Here is a 21,172-nt window from a genome sequence, read left to right as displayed (position 1 = left end):
AAGCGGGAATAAGAAGTGTCGATTTGAAGCGTCACTTCGTCACGGCCCTCACTCGCTACCTCTCTGAGGTGGTCCCTCCACCGGCCCCCGTACGAGTGGGCATCTAGGCGGTCTTCTTCTATGTAGCCCCAGTTCTCTGTTCTCTCGCCATTCTGCGGTCTTCGCCCTCGTCATCGCCGACGGGGGCGCTTCTTCTTTCCCTACACCTGTCGCGCGACACGAAAGGACTTCCGTGCCTTCACTCCTCCTGCACTGCGAACACTGCGGACGCGACTTCGAAGCGGTGAGAGCCGCCGCTGTGACTTGCTCTGCCGCTTGCCGCAACCGCCTCTATCGCCGCCGACGACGCGACGAGCGCCGCGCCCTCGCCGCCGAGGCAGACGCCGCTCTGCGCTCCAGCGATGTGCTCAAGCTGGAGCAAGTAGCACGCGCCACCGTCTCCCTCCTCTCCGCCTAGCGGCGGGCACCACGGCCAGGCCAGGCGGTCTCCTCTTCGTACGCCCTCAAGCATCGACATCCCCTTGCGCGTTTCTGGCGCCCTTGAGAGGCGTTGAGCACTGTCCACTCCTGAGGCGGTATCTCCTCTCACAGCGCCGCTCGGTCCGTCCCGCGCGGCCTCGGCCCCCAAACGTGCCGCGCGCCCTCCTGTCTCGCTTCGCACGAGCGCGACGTCTTCCCAACGAAAGGCCCCCATGATTACCTCCAGACTCAGCCCGCTCACCCTCCGCTCCGAGCCAGCCTCGCGCGAGTACGGCCCCGATACAGCCGCTCCGGCCCCCGCGTGGCTCATCGACGCTACTCCCGGCTCTGCGCCGCTCGTCAAGGCCTTCGAGGCCGCCCGCGAGGTCGCTCGTGAGGCCCGGGAGGCGAACTCGAAGGCCGTCGCCGCCTTCCGAGCGGCGAGCAACCCGAACGCGGGTAGCTGGGAGCCCCACGTCGATGTCGAGTACGACAAGTGGCGACAGTTGAAGGCCGCCAAGGGCGCTACCGAGACCGCCGTCTCCCGCGCGTCGCGTCCGGTCAAGATTGCATGGCACGCGCTCCGGGACCATCTCATCGAGACTCCGGAGGCGCTGGCAGAGGCCAACCGCATCGCCGACGATCGCCTCGATGATGTCGTCGCATCGCTCGAAGCGCTCGACTCCAGCCTCAAGACCTTCGCCGAGGCCGACGCGCTCGTCTCGCACAAGTACGCCTACAGCGAGGGTCTCTACCGGAAGGCGCTCTCGACGGACCTCACCAAGTTCTCCCGCGACCTGCGGGGCCTGGTGGCTCAGGCTCAGAAGGTGGGCTCGGCGTGACTCTCTCCACCGACCGCCTCATTGAGGGCATCGTCGCAACGACCGTCGCGGAGCGCCCCGTGCCCGCCAACTACGAGGACCTCGACGACAAGCACCGCGCGCTCATCGAGCGTCAGGCGGCATCCGCCAGGATGACCCCTTCCGCGCTCTGGGCCCTGTCTCGCACACGCGCGAACTTGTCACAAGGCGAGCGTTACAAGGCGCGCATCGCCGACGAGCGCAACCTCCGCGAGGGCCGGGCCATGGACGACGAGGGCACAGTCCAGTCCGGCTACAACCTCGACGCCATCGTCGAAGGCTCCCGATGACCACGTAGCCCACAACACAGACCCGCGAGGCTCCGGCCTCGTGCGCTGGGCTCCTGCCCCTTTCTCGGGAGCCCAGAGGTCGCGGCGACGTGGGGACCTCCGCGCGGCGACCACCCGCGGCGCTGGCAATCCCCAGCCCTCCAGCCCGCCTCCTCCTCCGCAGTGTCCGGCGTCGAGTCGAGGGGGCGGGCTCTCCATTCTCCACTCAGTCCAAGGAAGGCTCCGCGTGACCCTCTCCCCCACTCTCGATCTCCGCGCCGCCTACGAGCACGCCGAGGCATCCCGCATTGCCGTCGCCGCCGAGCTCGCGACCGTCCGCCAGACACTCCGGCGCGAGCGCGCACTCCGCGCGCACCCCGCACTCACCGTCGACCTTCTCGACCTCGTCCACGGCGAGACTGACGAGGATTACGCGACTCGCGCCGCGAGACTCGCGGACGCGATCCTCACCGCCCGCGCCGCCCCACCGGCCCGCTAGCATGAGGCATGCCCACCGTTGCCGACAGCGTCCGTCGATTCCGGCTCGCCGACCTCCGATACTTCGCCGCAGCCCTATCTGAGGGCACGACACATGGTGGTCTTGATGCCTTCGACCTCTCACTCGGCATCACCACGTCTGGAAACAAGACGGAGCGCTCTGCCGCGATCCTCGCGGCCATCTTCAAAGCTCCCGACGCCGACGATCAGCTCATCAACATGCTGGACGAGCTCTACCTCATTCGTGCAGGCGCCGACTTCCGGATCCGCACAACGGAATACCGTCTCCTGGATGAGCGTGTGTTGCAACCGCTGAAAGTGGTGAGGACCGACGACGGCTACAAGTTCCAGACACAATCGGCTGCACCCACTAGGCCCGCCAAGGCACCCGCGCACAGATCAGCGCCGCCGACGCCTGGGACAACGCCAAGCTCGTCGCAGGCTCCCTCAGTCAGAGTGGGAGCGTCGCACACCGTCTTCATTGTCCACGGTCGCGATAAACGCCCGGTCGACGAGCTCCAGACCTATCTCAGGTTTCTCGGCTTGCGCATGATGCCCTGGTCAGAAGCTGTCGAGCTCACCGGTAAACCGCAGCCGCACACGTACGACATCGTGAAGGCAGGCATCGAGCACTCGGCCGCCGTGATCGTCATCTTCTCGCCCGATGACGAGGCACGGAAGTCCCGAGCGTTCGCTGACGGTCCCGATGACCCTGACCTTCAAGTTCGCGGCCAAGCCCGTCAGAACGTGACCCTCGAGGCAGGGCTTGCGTTTGGAATCGCGGCTGACAAGACGATCTTCGTGAAATCTGCGAAGACACGTGACATCTCTGACATCGACGGATTCAACTGGGTGACGCTAAACGGGGACTACGACAGTCGTCGCGACCTCAAGCAGCGACTAGCAACGGCGGGCGCTGACCTGCGCCCTCAGAGCGACAACCTCATGGATGCGGCTGCCGGTTCATTCAAGGTGGCTTAGCGGAGACTCCGCAACTCAGTGCTTGTGTCGCTGGCATCACGCGCACAAGTCTTCGCAAGAGAGGGCCGAGGCCCGTCGTCCGCCAGCTAAGCGAGCTCGCGAAAGAGAGTCGCATGCCGCGTTCCGCTGAGCGCGAGGGGCATGTCCCGGCGTGATGCGGGGCCGCCTCTGTACCCACGCCGACGAACTCGTCCGCCGAGCCGGGCCCGCCCCTGGGGGGCTCTCCCCCTACCCCCGTCGCGCACGTCCCGGGGAGGCATAGCGCAAAAGATCGAGCCTCTGCAGAGCTCTGATTTTCTGACTTCCTCGTCCCGTTTACACGCACCCCACGGAGCTCTCTTGCAACGCTGTTCAGGCCCTTGCGGCCGCCTACTCCGAATTCCCGACTTCCCCTCCCGAGGCTTTGGCGCGTGCTGGGACTGCTTCCGAGGCACCGAGCCCTCCCACCCCGGCGACGATTCGCTAACCCGCTCCTCGAGCCGACCCAGCGTCGGCGGCCTCAGGGGGTTCTGAAAGGCCTGCACATGACCGATACTCACTACCCCGACCACTGGCCGACCGCCACCATCGACACCTACGACAGCGTCATGGCGGAGAGCCCCGAACTCTCCGGCGCGGCGTACCAATCCCTCGTCGAGGCATGCGAGCTTCTGGCCGTCGCCTACAGCCTCGACGCCGTCGCCAAGGCCGCCAATTATGTCTCGAAGGGCTCGATGGGTCAGGACGTCCTGCATCCCGCCGTCGCTGAGGCTCGTCTCTCCCGCACCGAGGCGGCACGCATCCTCGCGCGTCTGATCGGCCCCACGAGCAAGGGCCAGGCCCTCGCCCGCGCTAGACACGGCGGCGTCCTCCGATGAGACCTCCGAGTCTCCGTGACGCCAGCGCCGCGTCAACGGTCCAGCCGCGCGTCGGCTCGCGAGTCACCCCCGCCCTCGTCATTCCACGGGGCCGCGCCATCCGCACACTGGAGCACACCGCGCGCGCCTACGGCAAGGAGCACGCCCCTCGCGTCGGCTATCCGGCCGCCCGCCTCGCGGTCGCGGCATTCGATGAGCTCTGTCGCCTCCACGGCCTCACCGCTCATCCTCTCGGCGGTGGCCGCTGGACTTCTCGCGCGCCCGCGCCCGGCGTTGAAAAGGCCCGCGTCCGTCTGAGCGGCGTCGAGATAGCTCTTCCGTCCGTCTTACCCGTCGCCCCCTTCTAGGAGCCCTCATGACCTTCATTCCAATTGACGACTACCGACACCCCGCGTCCATTGACTTCCTTCCGGGCGAGCCCGCCGTGATACAGGCGACGACGCTTCACGTCGTTCGCAACGAACGAGGCTCCGAACTCGGCTACCTCCTCGAGCCTGGTCCCGGCGAGCAGGGTTCACGATGAAGGCCGCTGACCACCGCCTCGCCTCGGCCGCGACGGCGCACGCCGACGCGACGCTTGCCCTCGTCGACGTCCTTCGGGCGGCGCGCGCCTGTGAATGGGAAGCGCCCACCGCAAGCCCTGTCACCACCGTCACCGGCATCATCGATCCGACCGGCGAGGCGGCGACGGCGATGTCAGGGCTGAGGCTCCGTGCTCGCGTCGAGGACGCTCTCAGTCGCCTCGAGCTCGCCTCCGACGAGTTCTTGCGGGCCGCCTCCAATCTCGAAGAGCTCCTCCAACTCCACTCTGACCCCCACGCGCGGCACGCCGCCCGGCACAACGCCGACGCGCTCACGGCATAACGCGCACTCACGCAAGGCCCCGGCTCCTCTCCCGCGCAGAGGAACGCCGGGGCCTTTGTCGTGCTCGCTGCTAGGACTCCAATGACTTCTCCCGAAATCGGCCAAGCGACGCTCGGCTTCATTCCATCCGCCAAGAGCTTCGGCAAGGCCCTGAGGACCGACATCGACCCTGCGCTTTTCGCTACGTCAAAGCGCGGCAACGCCGACTTGGGGCGCGCCCTGTCGCGCTCCTTCGCGCCTCTCGGTCTCGCGGCAGGGGGCGCGGCGCTCGCCGCCGCCGGGGCGACGCTCGTTGCCAACGCCATCGCAGAGGCCGGGAAGCTCGAGCAGAGCATCGGTGCGATCAACACGGTCTTCAAGGGCTCTTCCGTGCAGATGCACGGCTGGGCCCAGGGGGCCGCCACGTCCACCGGCCTCGCTCGCAATGAGTACAACGAGCTCGCCACACTCATCGGCTCCCAGCTCAAGAACGCCGGGACGGCCATGGAGGAGCTCGGCCCCAAGACCGACAACCTCATCACGCTCGGCGCTGACCTCGCTTCGATGTTCGGCGGCACCAGCCGCGAGGCCGTCGAGGCCCTTTCGTCCGCCCTCAAGGGCGAGCGCGACCCCGTCGAGCGCTACGGCGTCTCGCTGAATCAGGCGGCCATCGACGCCAAGGCCGCCGAGCTCGGCTTCACCAAGGTCGGAGGCGCACTCTCCAAGGAGGCGAACGCCGCCGCGACCCTCGCGCTCATCATGGACCAAACCGCCGACGCTCATGGCAACTTCGCCAAGGAGTCGACGACCTACGAGGGCGTGATGTCGCGCCTCGGCGCTTCGTGGCGCAACGTCACCGCCACCATCGGGGCGGGCTTCCTGCCCTTCGCTACCGCGGCGGGCTCCGTGCTCCTCTCCATGACGCCCGCGGTCCAGAACCTCGCGACCGGCTTCTCCACCTTCGGAGAGAGCATGTCGGCGGCCTTCCAAGAGGCCGGAGGAGGACTCCCGGGCATCGCGGCGATGTTCAAGGCCATCTTCTCGAGCATCGCGGAATGGTTCACCGGCATCGACTTCGGCGATGCCGTCGGTCGTTTCCTCAACCTCGCGCTCGCGGGGGCGGAGGCGCTCGTCGCCGCGCTCCCTGCGGTCGTCGAGAGCTACCTGGGGGCATATCCCGCGCTCGTTGAGCTCGTCTGGAGCGGCTTCTACGGCGGCATCCTCGACGCATTCCTCCACACGGCGACAGCCCTCGTAAAACTCATGCCGACCCTCGCGCCGCTTTTGCTCGACGTCGTCACTGTGGCGCTCGCGGTGCTTCTAGAGGCCGCCGCAACCTTGTTCATGTCCCTCATCGAGTCCTGGTACTCCGTACTGCCCAACCTTGTCGCAAACCTCGGCTCGGCACTCGCTGGGGTCACCATGTCACTCCTCAGCATGCTCTCGCCGCTCCAGGCGACCGGCATAGAGCTCTTCATGGCGCTCGTCGAGGCGATCCTCGCCGTCCTCCCGGACATCCTCAACACCCTCCTCGTGGATGTCCTGCCCAACGTCCTCAGCACCGTCCTCGGGATGCTCCCACAACTCCTCGAGGCAGGCGTCGAGCTCTTCTTCGCGCTCGTCACGGCGATCCTGGATGTCCTCCCCGACATCCTCAAGACGCTCCTCGTGGACGTCCTGCCGAACGTGCTGAGCACCGTCCTCGGAATGCTCCCGCAACTGCTCGAGGCGGCCATCGAGCTCTTCTTCGCGCTCGTCGAGGGAATCCTCACGGTCCTCCCCGACATCGTCATGACGCTTCTCACGGACGTCCTGCCGACCCTCCTGACGACGCTCCTCAAGATGCTCCCGCGCCTCATCGCCGGGGCCATCGAGCTCTTCGGCGCACTCGTGGCCGGGCTCCTCAAGAATCTCCCGGAGCTCATCAACACGATCATCTTCGACGTCATCCCGGCCGTGGTCGGCGCACTCATCGACGCCGTGCCGCAACTTCTCCAGGCCGGAGTCGATCTCCTCATGGGGCTCATCGACGGCCTCTGGAGCATGGCTAGCGCCGTCGGCGACGCGCTCCTCGACATCATCGGCGGAGCCGTCGACGGCTTCCTCGGCTTCCTCGGCATTCACTCGCCCTCCCGCCTCTTCCGAGGCTTCGGCGCGGCCATGGGTGTCGATCTTGCCAACGAGCTCGGGGACGTTCCGCGGTCTGCCTGGACATCCCAGGACGACATCGCCAAGGCGGTCAGTGAGAGCTTTCCTACGGCCTCCCGCGAGACGCCCGAGCTCTCGCCGCGCCACCGTTCCGCCACTCGCTACGGCTCCCAAGCGCTCACCGCCTCGCAGGAGCTCTCGCGCGCGTGGACACTCCTCGAACTAGCCGCATGACAGAACGCCCCCGCACCGTATGAGCCGGTGCGGGGGCCTTTTGGCGTTTACACGACCTCGGCACCGCTTTACTCCGCGCGCGCTAGCATCGGCGACATGGAAGCGTCCGAACCGATCACAGCACACGTCTGGCTTCCCGATGGACGCTCTCTATGCGACCGTCGAGCTCGCCCCACGTCGAGCCACCCCATCCCTACGTTGGAGGAGGCACGGAGTCACCGAGAGGAGCAGGACGCGGCTCCAGCCTGCGGGCCTTGCCTTCTTCTCGTCGGCTACCTCCGCACCGATGCCGCCGTTCTCCTCGAAGAGCGCAGCGAAGTCTGGCCTGCTACCCCCTCTGCGGCGTGGGCCGCGCTCCACGGCACCCGATGGGCTCAGCGCTTCGATCCAGTCGCGCATAGTCGCATCCCCAACCTCGACGAGGTCACACGATTCGACGCCATCCGGCTCGGCGTACATCCCGACCTCGTCCGGCGTCGACGCGAGGACTACGCGGCCCAATACAGCGCCGAGGACGCGGCGCTCCGCGACTATTGGGCTGCCCGAACTCATGACGAGACAACGTGAGCGACCTCGGCTCTCTCATCCCTCCCCACGAGCCCGCAGAAGACGCCCTCGCGACCATCGGAGGTATGGCGCTCGATGCCATCCCCATCCTCGGCCCCCTCGCCGGTCGAGCCCTCGACCACGCGCTCGCGTCGCGCGCCGCTCAGCTTCGCCATGAGTTCGACGTCGCTGTGGTTGCCAAACTCAAGACGCTCGCGGACGCACACAACACGGAGCTCACGGTTGCCGACATCGTCAACTCTGACGATTTCCTCGCGGCGTTCATCCGTGCCCGCCGCATCGCCACCGAGACAGCTAGCGAGACCAAACGCGAGCGCCTCGCGGCCGCCGTGGCCAACGACGGGCATTGGTCACCATTCGCCCGAAGCGAGGCGCAACGGTTCAACCGTCTCGTCGAGGCCTTCGATGACCTTCATGTCTGGCTACTCCACTACCTAGACCAGAGCGTCGACTGGCCCAGAGTGCGCGGCTTCGAAGGCAACAGGTGGGCACCATCCGAAAATAATCCGCTGTCCAGCATTCTCGGCGTGCCATTCGCAACCTGGTGGAAGCCGTACGCGCAGAGCGTCGCAGACCTGCAACGGGACGGCCTAGTCGAGATTCTGGACTTTTCAGCGCCGCCAATTGAACCTCCGGCTGGCTTTCCCCCAATCCCGCAAGCTCAGCTTCGAGACAACACTCGCGAGATGCGAGCGCGTACGACGCAACGAGGGCGCGAGTTCCTGGCGTTCATCATGGAACCTGCTTCCTCGGAAGCCGACCCACCGCACGAGTTGTAGCCCGCCGACTCCGCTCGCTCGCTCATTAGTTTCGCGTTAGGCTTTCGAGCCATGAACCTCGCCGACGCCACCGCCGCCGCTCAGGCGGCGCTCACGGTGTTCGACGACACCGCCGCGCTCGACGGCACTGTCTACGCCGACCGTGACGGCTGGGCCTTTAGCTGGCGCCTTGGCGGCTCTGACCTTGTGCCCCTCGGCACCGGCCCCGTCCTCGTCGACTGCAACGGCTCAGTCCGCCTCCTCGGCTCTCTCGATGAGCGCCCCCGCCTCTCGGCCATGGAACGTGTCCGAACTGTCTAACTCACTCGCTAACGACGGGATCATCGGGAGCTACGACTGCCCGAAGTGTGGAGCGCCACTCATCCCCGAGCACCTCTCCGGACTCTCGCTCGCATGGCGTTGCCGCACGCATGGGCCCGTCGAGGTCACAGTCGATCCCTTCGCGGCGAACGACTAGCTGATAGTGCCGCGCGAGCGCGTGCCTCATGGAGCCCGAGGTCTCCCTCGCCCAGAGCGAGCGCATGTAGCTCGTCGTCCGCCGCGTCGCTGGCCCCGGTGTCACTGAGTAGGACGCCGTCGTGCGCCAGTGCTATGAGCTCGTCTATGAGCTCGGGGGACATGGCCATCTTTCGTCGCAATCGTTCGCCTACGCCGCCGCCGCTGAACGCCCGAGCCGGTTACCTGCGAACAACAACAGCGCCTGCACGTCGGCGGCGTCCAGTCCGCCGAGTGCTGATCCTCGGAGGTACAGATGCCGAATACCGTCCACACCCGCCAGGGCCAGCGCATTCTCGATTGCCGCCCTTTTCTCTCCGTCACCGAACTCGCTCGCCCACGCCCACGCCCACGCTTCGACCTCCCGCCAGCCGTGCGCCGCAATCATCGCCTCAAGCTTGCCCATCTGAGTGCCTCTCTGGGCCGCGTCCGTCGCGGCCTGAAGATGAACTTAACAGCGATTCGAGACGCCGCCGACCACGCAAAGGGGCTTGCGCAAGTAGCCTTACGGTCCTCCCCGCGGTACGCTCATCGGTTCGCCACCCGCCGACCGAAAGGCCCTGCCTTGGACTCCTCCCACCGATTCGCCCGCCCCGACGTCGACTACGCCGACATCGCCGCCGAACGCGCCTATCCCGACGCCGACGTCGTCCACTTCGCAGGCTTCTCAGAGCTCCTTAGTGCCCGCGCCGCCTACGCGCGCGCCTACTCTGATGGGCTTGAGGCCGCGACTCCGTAGAGCACCCGGTGTTAAGCTGAGGACCTCGGTACATCGAACGGTTATCCTCGATCTCCGGGTCGTCCAGAAGCGGCTGCAGGGCACCGAACCCGCTGACAGAGGCGAGCACGTCCCGCACGCACGAGGCTTCGTCGTCGATCATCGCGCCGCCGCGCGACAGCGCCATGTCGTTGTGCCGACGCACCTCGGCCTGCGCGACCCGCCGTGCGGCCTCCGGCTCGACCGACGGATCGAGTCCCTCCGCTCGCAGACGCTGCCGCACGCGCTCGGCGACGACGACGGACGGATGGCTCACGCGAGCATCCTCGCAAGAATCGGCATCCGGCTGTCGAAGTTATCCACAACCGCCTCGGTGGTGCGGTATCGAACGTGATCGGCACTGTCAACCGCGTCGGCACCGGCCGGTTGTGCGCATAGTCTGAGACACCGCTCGCGGAGGAGACCACGTGCACCGTTCCACACCCACCGGACCGCCGCTGACCGTGTCGGTCGTGATCCCGGTGAAGAACGACGCCGAACTCCTCGACCGATGCCTGCGTGCGCTTCACCGCCAGACGCGGCCCGCCGACGAGATCATCGTCGTCGACAACGGCTCCACCGATTCCTCGGCAGCGGTGGCCACGAGCCGGGGCGCCCGGGTGGTGCGGTGCGATGAACCCGGCATCCCCGCGGCGAGCGCGGCGGGTTACGACGCCGCCACCGGTGATCTCATCCTGCGCCTCGACGCCGACTGTCTTCCCGCCGAGACGTGGGTACAGGCGGCAGCGGTGGCCTTCGTGCGGCATCCCCGCGTCTCGGTGTTCACCGGAGCTGCCCGCTTCATCGACGGACCCCGCGCGCTGCGCACGCCGCTCGCGACCGCGTACCTCGTCGCCTACGCGGTCGCGACGATTCCGGCTCTCGGCCATCTGCCGCTGTTCGGTTCGAACCTCGCGTTCCGCCGCTCCGCCTGGCGCTCGGTCAGCGCACGGGTGCACCGAGACGACCCCGAACTGCACGACGACCTCGACCTCGCCTTCCACCTCGGCGAGCGCCACCGCATCCGGTACCTCGCCGATGCCCCGATGGGCATGTCGATGCGCCCCTTCCGGGACGCGCAGGCGTTCGCGCATCGGTTCCGGCGGGGCTTTCGCACCGTCACCATCCACTGGCCGGACGACTTCCCGCCGCTGCGCTGGGTGCGCCTGGCCCTTCGCCGCATCCTGCACCGACTCCGCATCCCCACGCCGACGCAGGCACTCCGATGAACGACGCGCTCATCGGCCCGGCCGCAGCACCCGACCTGCACGTCATGAGCTTCAACGTGCGGCGCGACCTGGGGAAGCTCGCGTGGCTGCCAGCGGATCGTTGGCCCACGCGCGTGCCGCGGGTGGCCGCGCTGCTCCGGCAGGAGCGGCCGAGCGTGCTCGGGGTGCAGGAGGCGCTTCCGCACCAGGCCGTGGCGATTCGTGAGGCTCTCGGCGGCGAATACCGCTTCGTCGGTCACGGCCGCCGGCCCGGGCACCGCGGCGAAGGGTGCCCGCTGTTCTTGGACACCGCCCGGCTCGAACTGCTCGACTGGCGGCAGACGTGGTTGTCGGACCGTCCGGACGAGGCCGGATCGACATCGTGGGGCAATCTCATCCCGCGCGTCATCGTACGGGCGACGCTGCGTGACCGGGCCACGTCGAAGAGGTTCATCGCGGTGAACACCCATCTCGATGCGTTCTCACCGACGGCGCGACGGTGTGCGGCGGCCGAGGTGCGCCGGCTCGTCGCGGATCAGACGCTGCCCGCGATCGTCACCGGCGACTTCAACGCCGGTCCCTCCTCTGCCCCGATGCAGGCGCTGCTCAGCGAAGGAGCCCTGACGGACGCGTGGACCGCGGCGAGCGCGCGCCTCACTCCGGAGTGGCGCACCTTCACCGGCTATCGCGACCCCCGGCGCGGAGCACGGATCGACGCGATCCTCGTCTCGGCCGGCGTGGGCGTTCTGCGGACCGCCATCAACGCGCGCCGGTTCGGCGGCAGCTGGCCATCGGATCACCTGCCCGTGCAGGCTCTCGTGCGCATGCCCCCGGGTGAACGTGACAGGATGCCGGGAGGTGCCGAATGAAAGAGAACTTCCTGCGTCCTCCCGCTAGCGTCGGCGAATTCGCCGCTGACGCGCTGAGACTGCTGGGCGCGCTCGGTGTGATGGCTGCGGCGATCTGGACGACGCTCACCGATGCCGGCATCCTCGCCCTCGCGCTCCCAGCGCTCATGCTGCCCCGCGTCCTGGGACTGCGTGCCTGGTTCGACATCGCGGTGAGCGCGACCGTCCTGGTGGCCGCGTGGAGCAATGTGCTCGACCTCTATCGAACCGTCACCGGCTGGGACCTCGTGGTGCACTTCGTCTGCACCGGTGTGATCGCAGCGACCGCCTACATCGTGCTCGCGCGGCTCGGGATCGTGCCGACGCAGGACTCAGACGCCTTCACCGGCCGCGGAGCCATCGTCATCACGTCGGTGCTCGGGCTCGCCGTGAGCGCGCTGTGGGAGATGGTGGAATGGGCGGGCCACGCGTTCATCACCGACGAGATCTTCGTCACCTACGCCGACACCATCGGCGACATGGCGGTGGGCGGGATCGGCGCGATCGTCGCGGGCGTCGTCGTGGCGCGGGTTCGACTCGAGCGCCCGGCGGCAGTACGAGCGACAACGCCCTGACCGGCACCGAGCACGTCGGCGGCTCGACACATCGCCGCGCAAAGCGCAAGGGCCAAGACCTTGCGCCTCCCATGTGTTCGACTGGGATCGACCGAAGCCGGTGCCGAAGGCGCCGTGCCCGCGCCGACGAGAGAGAAGCAGATCATGTCAGACTCCACCTCCGTTCCCTCTGTCCCCGGCGAGCAGCCGACCGGCCCTGAGCCGACCGACCCCGGTCAGACCCCTCCCGGACCCGCTGTCCCCTCGCCCTCGGAGCCGTCGCCGGCCTTCCCCGACGAGCCGTCGCCGATGCACCCGAACGAGCCGCTCACGCCGACTCCCGACGAGCCGTCGGCGCCGCACCCGGCGGAGCCGCTCGCCCCGAACCCGGAAGAGCCGCTCATCCCGGGCTCCACCTCCCAGGCGTGACGCGCCCCCGGCCGCCGGCTCGCTCCTACCGGCGGCCGGGACACCGGTAGCATCGCGGGGTGACCGCCCCGCAGATCACCGTGAACGTCGACCGCGACAGCGTCGCGATGGGCGACGACGCCATCTCGCACGCTCGCGTCACCCACTTCGCCCCCGGCACGCCCGTCAGCCGCATGCTCGAGGCATCCGCGCCCGAGATCCACTCCCGAGGGTGGTCATGGGTCGCTGTCGTGGGCGGCGAGGTGTCTGCCGTGTGGTCCGCCGATCACGGCGTACGCCTGCTGGTGCCCGACCGCGCGCTGAGTCCCGAGCGCCCGGTCGAGACGGTGCATTTCCGCTATTTCCTTCAGATCGATCCGGAGTGGCTGTTCCAGCGACTCGCCGAGGGCGCTCCGGCCCATCGCGACACGCTCGCGGCGGAGTATGCACCGATCGCAGTGCGCAAGCGCGAGCAGGAGTTGCACCGCCGCGAACGCGAGCAGCGCGAGCGATTGCTGTCCGCCCAGTGCGTGGGGGCGCTGCAGACGCTGGGCGCCGCGATCGAGCTGCACGCCGACAGTGAGTGCCACTTCGACCTGCATGCGGAGCACTGGGTGGTGCGGCGGGCCGACACTATGACGCAGGTGTTCCGCGGTTCCGGCGCGCCCGTCGCCAGCATCCGTCCGATCGCATTTGCCGAAAGCTGGATCGTCGCCGCGGTGGCGGCCGAGGCACGTGCCGCGCGGGGTCTTGCAGCACTGCCCGCTCACGAAGCGCTTCCTGCTCCCGAGTTGCGGCCGATGGTCGGGTCGCGCCTCGGCCCGCAGCGGTGGACGAGCACCGGAGCGATCACCGCGCAACTGACCGGCGACGACGCCGTCGCCTCTTACCGTCTCGCCGCCGGGCGGACGGTCGATGAGATCGTCGCGCTGATGCTGCTACGCGACGATGTCGGCTGATCCCGCAAATCGGGAACAGCCGGCATCGGTAGACTGAGGTCACCGCGCGGGAGTGGTGAAATCGGCAGACACGCAGGATTTAGGTTCCTGTGCCTTCGGGCGTGTGGGTTCAAGTCCCACCTTCCGCACCGAGTGCCGAGCACCCGCGCCGGTGCCCGCAGGTCAGTCGTCGAGATCGGTCGACACGACCGACAGGTCGTCCGCCAGAGCAGCCTCGAACTCGCGGCCGTCCGGGTATCGCAGCGTGACCTCGAAGGCCGCCGCGTCGTCGTCGGACGTCGAGATCGCATCGATCGTGCCCTCGCCGTCTGCTGCCGGGGCGGCAGACGAGGCCGCATCGGCGATCGCGTCGAGCCGCTCGAGGTCGAGCACCGGCTCGGCCGACGTGCCCTCGTCGCGGCCGCGCGGCTCCGAGACGTCACCATCCGCCGAGACGAACACATCCGCGTCCGTGTCGTCGTCGAACCGCACCTCGACCTCGTAACCGCCGCGCTCGACATCGATCGAGCTGACACCGGCGCCGCCGGTGGCGTCGAGGGCGGCGGTGGCGGCGCCGCTCAGCGACTCCACGTCGGACGCGGCGAGGTCACCGCTCTGACCACTCTCACCACGGTCGTCGTCGCGATCCTCCGACCGGGCCTCATCACGGCGGTCGCCCTCACCGTCGTCGGCCCGCTCGTCGCGGTCTTCGTCCGATCCCTGCTGCGACGACGAAGAGTCGAGGTCTTCGCCGATCTCCATGCCGACGGCGAGTCCGACACCGCCCACCAGCAGCAGCGCGACGCCCGCGCCGACACCCCACAGCACCGGACGGGAGGCGCCCCGCCGGCGCGGCTTCGCGGTCGTGTGGTCGGGAGCGGAGTGCGGTGCGGATGCCGCCGGGTCGGCCGGCACCTCGACGGTCGGATCGGTCGGGGAAGCGGATGCCCCCGCCGGAACCGCGGAGTTGGGCGCTGCCGGCACCTGGTCGTGGGCGGACCCGCTGTTGTCGTTGATGCGCTCGTTGTCGTTCATGCATCCAGCTTCGCGCGCGGGTACTGAAGCCCCGCTGAAGCATCCTGACGCGGTCTTCAGGAACGACGGCAAGCCGTCATTCGGCGAGGGTCGGCAGCGTGAGGATGAACCTCGCCCCGCCCGACGCGCCGGCGTCCACCGTCACCGACCCGCCGTGCGCGAGAGCGACCTCCCGCACGATCGCAAGGCCCAGCCCGCTGCCGCCCTCATCCCGCGCCCGGCCGTCATCGAGTCGGGAGAACCGCTCGAAGACGCGCTCGCGCTCTGCCGGATCGATGCCCCCGCCGTCATCCTCGACCTCGACGACGACCCGGGACTCGTCGGTGCGAACGCGCAGCGCGACCGTCGAGCCGGCATGGCGGGCCGCGTTGTCGGCGAGATTGCGAAGCGCCCGCGCGAGCAGCACCTCGTTGCCCCTCACCCGTCCCGACGAGATCCCGCCGGCATCGACGCGCACACCGAGCCTGCGCAGCCGGCGCACCTCCGCGAGAGCGAGGTCGTCCACGTCGACCGGTGCCGCGGCCCCGAGACCTCCGTGCTCGTCGAGGCGCGCGAGCAGCAGCAGACCCTCGACGAGCTCCTGCATCCGCGCCCCCTCCTGCAGCACCACCTCGGTGAGCGCCTCGGTCGACGTCGTCTCGGGGTGGGCGGCGGCGAGCTCCGCATGCTGGCGGATGGTCGCCAGCGGTGAACGCAGCTCGTGGGACGCATCGCTGACGAACCGCCGCTGCGTCCGCTGCGAGTGCTCGATACGGTCGAGCATCCGGTTCATCGTGCCGGCGAGCCTGTCGAGTTCGTCGCCCGCTCCGCCGCCGTCGAGCCGGCGATCGAGCCCCGAGGCGTCGATCTCGTCGACCTGGCGTCGCAGTCGTTCCACGGGTTCGAGTGCTCGCTTGGCCACCACCCAGACGACGAGGCCGATCATGGCGATCGCCAGCGGTACGGCGACGGCCAGCAGGCCGGCGGCCGTCGAGACCGCCTCCTCCACCTGCTCCAGCTGACGCGCGACCGTGACGACTCCCGCCTCGGTGGTCTCGGATGCCGCCAGAAACGCGTCCCCGTCGATCACGATCCGCTCGACGCGGTCCTCGCCGATCTCCGGCAGCGCCGTCGCGTCCTCGTCGTTGACGCTCACCCCCTCCCGCCCCCGATGCCGGACGAGCACCTCGTCTCCGATGGTCTCGATGTCGAATCGCCGCTCGTCCAGACGGTCGCCGATGGTGTCGAGATCGTTCTCGAGCGACGCGGAGACGCCGTCGGTGAGAGATTGAGACAGGAGCAGAACCCCGGCGACGGATCCGGCGATGAGCGCGACCGCGACGACGAGCGCCGCCCCGAACGTGACTCGGGTACGGATCGAGCGCGTCCGGCCGGTGCCGCGCCGGGCCGCCGCGCCGTCAGCCACCGTCGGCCGCCAGCCGGTACCCCGCACCGCGCACGGTGTCGATCGCTCTGCGGCCGAACGGACGATCGAGCTTCGCGCGCAGGTGCCCGACGTACACCTCGACGATGTTCGGGTCGGCGTCGAAGTCGTCGCCCCACACGTTCGCGATCACCTCGCGCTTGGTGACGACCTCGCCGCGACGGCGCATCAGGAAATCAAGTACCGAGAGCTCTCGCGCCGTGAGCGAGATCTCGGTCTCGCCGCGGAACACCTGGCGGGCGGCGGGGTCGAGCCGCAGGTCGCCCGCCTCGAGCACGGCCGGGCGCTCCCGCGCGCCGCGCCGCACGAGCGCGCGGATGCGCGCGACGAGGACGGGGTAGGAGAAGGGCTTCGTCAGCCAGTCGTCACCGCCGGTGTCGAGGCCCTCCACCTCGTCCCACTCGCCGTCCTTCGCCGTCAGGAAGAGCACCGGCGTCCAGTCGTCCTGCGCCCGCAACTCCCGGCAGACGCGGTACCCGCTCATTCCGGGCATCATCACATCGAGCACGATCGCGTCGTAGTCGCGCTCCCCCGCCATCCGCAGCCCGTCCGTCCCGGTGTGCACGACGTCGACGGTCATGCCCTCGACCTCGAGACCGCGGCAGATGCCGTCGGCGAGACGCACCTCGTCGTCCACCAGGAGAATCCGCATCCTCCCAGTCTGGTCCGCCCACCTGAAGCGCCGCTGAAGCACCGCCGCCAACCCAGGATCCCCGCCGTGACCACGGCTATACTGAGCCAGCCGCCGACCGCCTCCTACGACGGGACCCCATGCATCACGCTGCCCTCATCCCCTGGCTCGACCCCGCCACGATCATCGGCGCCGCCGGCCCCTGGGCTCTCGTGGTGGTGTGCTTCATCGTCTTCGCCGAGACCGGACTGCTCATCGGCTTCCTGCTGCCGGGCGACACGCTGCTGGTCATCGCAGGGCTCCTCTCGCACCCGCAGGACTATGCGCCGGGAGGCGTGTTCGGCATCAACGTGTGGCTGGTCGCACTGCTCATCGGGCTCTCGGCATTCGTCGGCGGCGAAGTCGGCTATCTCATCGGCCACAAGGGCGGCCCTGCGGTCTTCGAGCGCAAGGAATCCGGGCTGTTCAGCGTGAAGAACGTCGAACGCACCAATGCGTTCTTCGAGCGCTTCGGCGGTCTCACGATCATCCTCGCCCGCTTCGTGCCGATCGTGCGCACCTTCGCCCCGGTCGCCGCCGGCGTCGGCCACATGCACAAGGGCAAGTACACCCTCTACAACCTCATCGGCGCCGTGCTCTGGGGCTTCGGGCTGACCATGTTCGGGTACGTGATCGGCTTCATCCCGTTCCTGGCCGCGTTCGTAGAGGAGTACATCGACGTCATCCTGCTCGCCGCCGTCGGTGGCACCGCGCTGGTCACCATCTGGCACTACTTCCGTGAACGGTACAAGGCCAAGAAGGCTGCGGCGGCGGGCGAAGACATCGTCACCGATGCCGTGGAGGCGCAGGAGCTCGCCCTCGAGCCCGAGGTCTTCGAGCGGGCTCCCGACCTCGACGGCGACGGCAAGCACTGACACCGGCCCTGCGCGGCAGCGGGTCTGACTGAACGCCGGATCCGCGGCCCGCAGCGGCTAGCTGGCCGCCTTCTTCTTCGCAGCCGGCTTCGACGTCTTCGCCTTGGTCGATTTGGTCTCCTTCGAAGACGCCGCGTCCTTCGACGCGTCGGCATCCTTCTTCTTCGCCGAGCCCTTCTGCTCCTTGGATCGGGCCACGCTCGCGCGCAGCGCCTCCATCAGGTCGATGACCTCGCCACCCTTGGCATCCTCGTCCTCGTCGCCGAACGTCGTGCTGACGTCGAAGCCCTCTCCCGCCTCGATCTTGGCGTCGATGAGGGTGCGGAGCTCCTTCTGATACTCGTCGACGAACGCATCCGGATCGAAGTCACTCGAGTAGCTGTCGACGAGTGACGCCGACATCTCGAGCTCCTTCTTCGAGATCCGCACGTCCTCGTCGAGGGCGGGGAACGCCGCCTCGCGGACCTCGTCCGCCCAGAGCAGTGTCTGCAGCACCAGGACGTCGCCGCGCACGCGCAGTGCCGCCAGCCGCGTCTTCTGCCGCAGCGTGAAACGCACGATCGCGGTGCGGTCGGTCTGCTCGAGGGTCTTGCGCAGCAGCACGTAGGCCTTGGGCGATTTCGAGTCAGGCTCCAGGTAGTAGGCCTTGTCGAGGGTCAGCAGATCGACCTGCTCGGTGGGCACGAACTCGACCACATCGATCTCGCGGCTCTTCTCGGCAGGGAGCGAGGCGAGGTCCTCCTTGGTCAGCACGACCGTCTGCGCATCGTCGACGTAGGCGCGATCGATGTCGGCGTACGCCACCGTCTCACCGCACACCTCGCAGGTGCGCTGGTAGCGGATGCGTCCGCCGTCCTTCTCGTGCACCTGGTGCAGCGGCACGTCGTGATCTTCGGTCGCGGAGTACACCTTCACCGGGACGTTCACGAGCCCGAATGTCAGCGCACCTTTCCAGATGGTCCTCATGACACCAGTAGACACCAGCCACACCGGCCACGGCCAGCCCCTTGACGTGGCACCGTGCCATAACCTGACCTCATGGCGGCGGACGGTCAGATCGTGCAGGTTGAGGGACGCCGGTTGCGCGTGACGAACCTCGAGAAGGTCGTCTACCCCGAGACCGGCACGACCAAGGGCGAGATCATCGCCTACTACACGGCCATCGCGCCGCTGCTGCTCCCTCTGCTCGCCGGACGTCCGGTGACGCGCAAGCGCTGGGTCGACGGCCTCGGCACGGCGGATGACCCCGCCGACGCCTTCTTCACCAAGCAGCTGGAACCGGGAGCTCCGGACTGGATTCCTCGGCGCCCGATCCAGCATTCCGACGGTCCCAAGGACTACCCGCTCGTCGCGGACGTGCCGACGCTGGTGTGGCTAGCGCAGGTGGCGGCCATCGAACTCCACGTGCCGCAGTGGCGCTTCGGCAGGGACGGCCTCCCCGCCAACCCCGACCGCCTCGTCCTCGACCTCGACCCCGGGCCCGGGGCCGACCTCGCCCAGTGCGCGGAGGTTGCGGGCATCGCGCGCGGCATCCTCGCCGGCATCGGGCTCGAGCCGGTTCCGGTGACCAGCGGCAGCAAGGGCATCCATCTGTATGCCGCGCTCCCGGGAACGCAGACCAGTGCCGAGATCTCGGCCGTCGTGAAGGAGCTGGCCCGCCTCATCGAGAACGACCACCCGGACCTCGCCACCAGCACGATGGCGAAGGCCGCCCGCGGCGGCAAGGTGTTCCTCGACTGGAGTCAGAACAACGGCAAGAAGACGACGATCTCGCCGTACTCGCTCCGCGGACGTGCCCGCCCCTGGGTCGCCGCCCCCCGCACCTGGGAGGAACTGGAGTCGCCCGACCTGCGTCACCTCGAGTTCGATGAGGTGCTCGAGCGCATGCGGGCGGGGATCGACCCGCTCACCGGTGTCCTCGGAACCGGCGACGATGCGCTCGGTTCCTACCTCGCCAAGCGTGATGCCGCGAAGACGCCGGAGCCCATGCCGGAACGCGTGGCGGCGGCCAACTACGGGATGTCGCGGAAGTTCGTGATCCAGGAGCATCACGCGCGCCGGCTCCACTACGACCTGAGGATCGAGGACCGAGGGGTGCTGGTCAGCTGGGCGGTGCCGAAAGGCGTGCCGGAGACGGCAGACCGCAACCATCTGGCCGTCATGACCGAGCCGCATCCGATGGAGTACCTCACGTTCGCAGGCACCATCCCTGCCGGCGAGTACGGCGCGGGAGACATGACGGTGTGGGACACCGGGACCGTCGAGCTCGAGAAGTGGCGCGACGACGAGGTCATCGGCACGTTCACCGGCCGCCCCGGCGGACCGCTGGGCGCTGCTCGCCTCGCCCTCATCCGCACCGGCGGCGAAGGCGAGAAGTCCTCATGGCTGCTGCACCGGATGAAGGACGACGCCGCGCACCACCGCACTGAACGCCCCCGCGCCGCGCCCGCAGCACCGAGCGCGGGAGCGATCCGGCCGATGCTCGCCGAGAACGGCACCGCACCGGTCGCGCGGCGGCTCAGCTCGCCCGGCTGGGCTGAGATCAAGTGGGACGGCATCCGGGCGGTCGGCACCTGGCGCGACGGGCGGATGACGCTCCACGCCCGCTCCGGCAACGACATCACCGCACGATATCCCGAGCTCACCGCCGACGGCGCCCCGGGGTTCGCGGTGGCAGAGGCGGTCGTCGACGGCGAGATCGTCGCGTTCGATGCCTCCGGCCGTCCGAGCTTCTCCCGGTTGCAGAGCCGGATGCATCTCGCGTCGGCGCGAGAGATCGAGCGCGAAGTCGTCCGCACTCCGGTGGTCTACCAGTTGTTCGATCTGCTGAGCCTCGAGGGGCACGACCTCACATCCCTGCCGCTCCGGGACCGTCGGGAGCTGCTGGAGGAGATGGCCCGTGATCTGGACGCGCCGGTGGCCGTCCCTCCGGTCTTCGACGATGTGGATGCCGCTCTCGAGACGAGCGCGGCCTTCGGCCTCGAGGGGATCGTCGTCAAAGACCCGGCCTCGGCCTACCGCCCCGGCCTTCGCTCCCCCGCCTGGTTGAAGCTCAAGCACACCCGCACTCAGGAGGTCGTCATCGGCGGGATCCGCCCAGGAAAGGGTGATCGCGCCGGACGCATCGGTTCGCTCCTGCTCGGCGTCCCCGATGACGATGGCATCCGATACATCGGCCGGGTCGGCAGCGGATTCACCGAGCGGATGCTGAAGGACCTCGACGAGCGCCTGCAGCCCCTGCGCACCGACCGCGCCCACCTGACCGGCGTCCCCCGGCCGGACGCCGCGGATGCGCTCTGGGTGCGTCCCGAGCTCGTCGGCGAGGTCGAGTTCGCGAACTGGACTCCGGACGGGATCCTCCGGCACGCCCGCTGGCGGGGACTCCGCACCGACAAGAGCCCGGCCGAGATCGTCCGTGAACCCTGAA

At 68.5% G+C, this 21,172-nt stretch carries 24 protein-coding genes and 1 tRNA gene; 18 read left to right on the top strand and 7 right to left on the bottom strand.

Translation table 11 applies throughout. The features are described 5' to 3' along the window. Window positions 1–692: 692 nt before the first annotated feature. From RIN18_RS03240 to RIN18_RS03205, 8 genes are all read left to right on the top strand, one after another. On the top strand, window positions 693–1,301 hold the full coding sequence (locus RIN18_RS03240) for a hypothetical protein (protein WP_309102505.1): 609 nt from the start codon (window positions 693–695) through the stop codon (window positions 1,299–1,301). Further along, on the top strand, window positions 1,298–1,609 hold the full coding sequence (locus tag RIN18_RS03235; RefSeq protein ID WP_309102504.1) for a hypothetical protein: 312 nt from the start codon (window positions 1,298–1,300) through the stop codon (window positions 1,607–1,609). The genes RIN18_RS03240 and RIN18_RS03235 overlap by 4 nt, the downstream gene beginning before the upstream one ends. 226 nt (window positions 1,610–1,835) lie before the next feature. After that, window positions 1,836–2,087: a hypothetical protein gene (locus RIN18_RS03230; protein ID WP_309102503.1), complete on the top strand. Its 252-nt coding sequence runs from the start codon at window positions 1,836–1,838 to the stop codon at window positions 2,085–2,087. Window positions 2,088–2,095: 8 nt separating this feature from the next. Further along, entirely contained in the window at window positions 2,096–3,067 is a 972-nt protein-coding gene (locus tag RIN18_RS03225) for a TIR domain-containing protein (protein ID WP_309102502.1), read from the top strand. 524 nt (window positions 3,068–3,591) lie between these two features. Then, entirely contained in the window at window positions 3,592–3,924 is a 333-nt protein-coding gene (locus tag RIN18_RS03220; RefSeq protein WP_309102501.1) for a hypothetical protein, read from the top strand. A gap of 355 nt (window positions 3,925–4,279) precedes the next feature. Continuing rightward, window positions 4,280–4,447, top strand: coding sequence for a hypothetical protein (locus tag RIN18_RS03215; protein WP_309102500.1), 168 nt, complete (start codon window positions 4,280–4,282; stop codon window positions 4,445–4,447). Then, window positions 4,444–4,788, top strand: a complete 345-nt coding sequence (locus tag RIN18_RS03210; RefSeq protein ID WP_309102499.1) for a hypothetical protein — start codon at window positions 4,444–4,446, stop codon at window positions 4,786–4,788. Before RIN18_RS03215 ends, RIN18_RS03210 begins: the two co-directional genes overlap by 4 nt. An 81-nt stretch (window positions 4,789–4,869) precedes the next feature. After that, window positions 4,870–7,149, top strand: a complete 2,280-nt coding sequence (locus RIN18_RS03205) for a hypothetical protein (RefSeq protein ID WP_309102498.1) — start codon at window positions 4,870–4,872, stop codon at window positions 7,147–7,149. Window positions 7,150–7,299: 150 nt separating this feature from the next. Here RIN18_RS03205 and RIN18_RS03200 read toward each other — a convergent pair whose 3' ends face one another. After that, on the bottom strand, window positions 7,300–7,701 hold the full coding sequence (locus RIN18_RS03200) for a hypothetical protein (RefSeq protein ID WP_309102497.1): 402 nt from the start codon (window positions 7,699–7,701) through the stop codon (window positions 7,300–7,302). A gap of 11 nt (window positions 7,702–7,712) precedes the next feature. Here RIN18_RS03200 and RIN18_RS03195 point away from each other — a divergent pair, with 11 nt between their 5' ends. Together RIN18_RS03195 and RIN18_RS03190 are read left to right on the top strand one after the other, a co-directional pair. Beyond that, on the top strand, window positions 7,713–8,495 hold the full coding sequence (locus tag RIN18_RS03195; RefSeq protein ID WP_309102496.1) for a hypothetical protein: 783 nt from the start codon (window positions 7,713–7,715) through the stop codon (window positions 8,493–8,495). A 51-nt stretch (window positions 8,496–8,546) separates the two neighbouring features. Beyond that, a complete protein-coding gene (locus tag RIN18_RS03190; protein ID WP_309102495.1) occupies window positions 8,547–8,795 on the top strand; it encodes a hypothetical protein in 249 nt (82 codons plus the stop codon). A 346-nt stretch (window positions 8,796–9,141) separates the two neighbouring features. On the opposite strand, the gene RIN18_RS03185 is transcribed toward RIN18_RS03190, so the two are convergent. Together RIN18_RS03185 and RIN18_RS03180 are read right to left on the bottom strand one after the other, a co-directional pair. Further along, on the bottom strand, window positions 9,142–9,396 hold the full coding sequence (locus RIN18_RS03185; protein ID WP_309102494.1) for a hypothetical protein: 255 nt from the start codon (window positions 9,394–9,396) through the stop codon (window positions 9,142–9,144). Window positions 9,397–9,667: 271 nt separating this feature from the next. Then, complete coding sequence (locus RIN18_RS03180; RefSeq protein WP_309102493.1) at window positions 9,668–10,024, bottom strand: hypothetical protein; 357 nt, start codon at window positions 10,022–10,024, stop codon at window positions 9,668–9,670. A gap of 151 nt (window positions 10,025–10,175) precedes the next feature. Here RIN18_RS03180 and RIN18_RS03175 point away from each other — a divergent pair, with 151 nt between their 5' ends. From RIN18_RS03175 to RIN18_RS03150, 6 genes are all read left to right on the top strand, one after another. After that, the gene (locus tag RIN18_RS03175; protein ID WP_309102492.1) at window positions 10,176–10,976 is read left to right on the top strand and encodes a glycosyltransferase family 2 protein; all 801 of its coding nucleotides are present in this window, start codon (window positions 10,176–10,178) and stop codon (window positions 10,974–10,976) included. Further along, the gene (locus RIN18_RS03170) at window positions 10,973–11,824 is read left to right on the top strand and encodes an endonuclease/exonuclease/phosphatase family protein (protein WP_309102491.1); all 852 of its coding nucleotides are present in this window, start codon (window positions 10,973–10,975) and stop codon (window positions 11,822–11,824) included. Before RIN18_RS03175 ends, RIN18_RS03170 begins: the two co-directional genes overlap by 4 nt. Then, entirely contained in the window at window positions 11,821–12,417 is a 597-nt protein-coding gene (locus RIN18_RS03165; RefSeq protein ID WP_309102490.1) for a hypothetical protein, read from the top strand. The genes RIN18_RS03170 and RIN18_RS03165 overlap by 4 nt, the downstream gene beginning before the upstream one ends. Before the next feature lie 144 nt (window positions 12,418–12,561). Next, window positions 12,562–12,825: a hypothetical protein gene (locus RIN18_RS03160; RefSeq protein ID WP_309102489.1), complete on the top strand. Its 264-nt coding sequence runs from the start codon at window positions 12,562–12,564 to the stop codon at window positions 12,823–12,825. Window positions 12,826–12,884: 59 nt separating this feature from the next. Further along, entirely contained in the window at window positions 12,885–13,763 is an 879-nt protein-coding gene (locus RIN18_RS03155) for a hypothetical protein (RefSeq protein WP_309102488.1), read from the top strand. Window positions 13,764–13,809: 46 nt separating this feature from the next. After that, window positions 13,810–13,891 (top strand) — tRNA-Leu (locus tag RIN18_RS03150). Between the two features lie 34 nt (window positions 13,892–13,925). Here RIN18_RS03150 and RIN18_RS03145 read toward each other — a convergent pair. The 3 genes from RIN18_RS03145 to RIN18_RS03135 all read right to left on the bottom strand — a co-directional run bounded on the left by RIN18_RS03145 (window position 13,926) and on the right by RIN18_RS03135 (window position 16,852). Then, on the bottom strand, window positions 13,926–14,777 hold the full coding sequence (locus RIN18_RS03145) for a hypothetical protein (protein ID WP_309102487.1): 852 nt from the start codon (window positions 14,775–14,777) through the stop codon (window positions 13,926–13,928). 76 nt (window positions 14,778–14,853) lie between these two features. Further along, on the bottom strand, window positions 14,854–16,182 hold the full coding sequence (locus tag RIN18_RS03140) for an ATP-binding protein (protein ID WP_309102486.1): 1,329 nt from the start codon (window positions 16,180–16,182) through the stop codon (window positions 14,854–14,856). After that, window positions 16,175–16,852: a response regulator transcription factor gene (locus RIN18_RS03135; protein ID WP_309102485.1), complete on the bottom strand. Its 678-nt coding sequence runs from the start codon at window positions 16,850–16,852 to the stop codon at window positions 16,175–16,177. The genes RIN18_RS03140 and RIN18_RS03135 overlap by 8 nt, the downstream gene beginning before the upstream one ends. Window positions 16,853–16,971: 119 nt before the next feature. Between RIN18_RS03135 and RIN18_RS03130 the strand changes: the two genes are divergently transcribed. Next, entirely contained in the window at window positions 16,972–17,745 is a 774-nt protein-coding gene (locus tag RIN18_RS03130) for a VTT domain-containing protein (RefSeq protein ID WP_309102484.1), read from the top strand. Between the two features lie 57 nt (window positions 17,746–17,802). On the opposite strand, the gene RIN18_RS03125 is transcribed toward RIN18_RS03130, so the two are convergent. Further along, window positions 17,803–18,711, bottom strand: a complete 909-nt coding sequence (locus RIN18_RS03125; protein WP_309102483.1) for a Ku protein — start codon at window positions 18,709–18,711, stop codon at window positions 17,803–17,805. A 72-nt stretch (window positions 18,712–18,783) separates the two neighbouring features. Between RIN18_RS03125 and RIN18_RS03120 the strand changes: the two genes are divergently transcribed. Further along, entirely contained in the window at window positions 18,784–21,171 is a 2,388-nt protein-coding gene (locus RIN18_RS03120; RefSeq protein WP_309102482.1) for an ATP-dependent DNA ligase, read from the top strand. The last annotated feature ends 1 nt before the right edge of the window (window position 21,172 follow it).

The sequence above is a fragment of the Microbacterium sp. genome (assembly GCF_031179285.1).
Lineage (GTDB): Bacteria > Actinomycetota > Actinomycetes > Actinomycetales > Microbacteriaceae > Microbacterium.
Note: the sequence above shows the minus strand (reverse complement) of the source record. Positions and strands in the feature narration are given on the sequence as shown.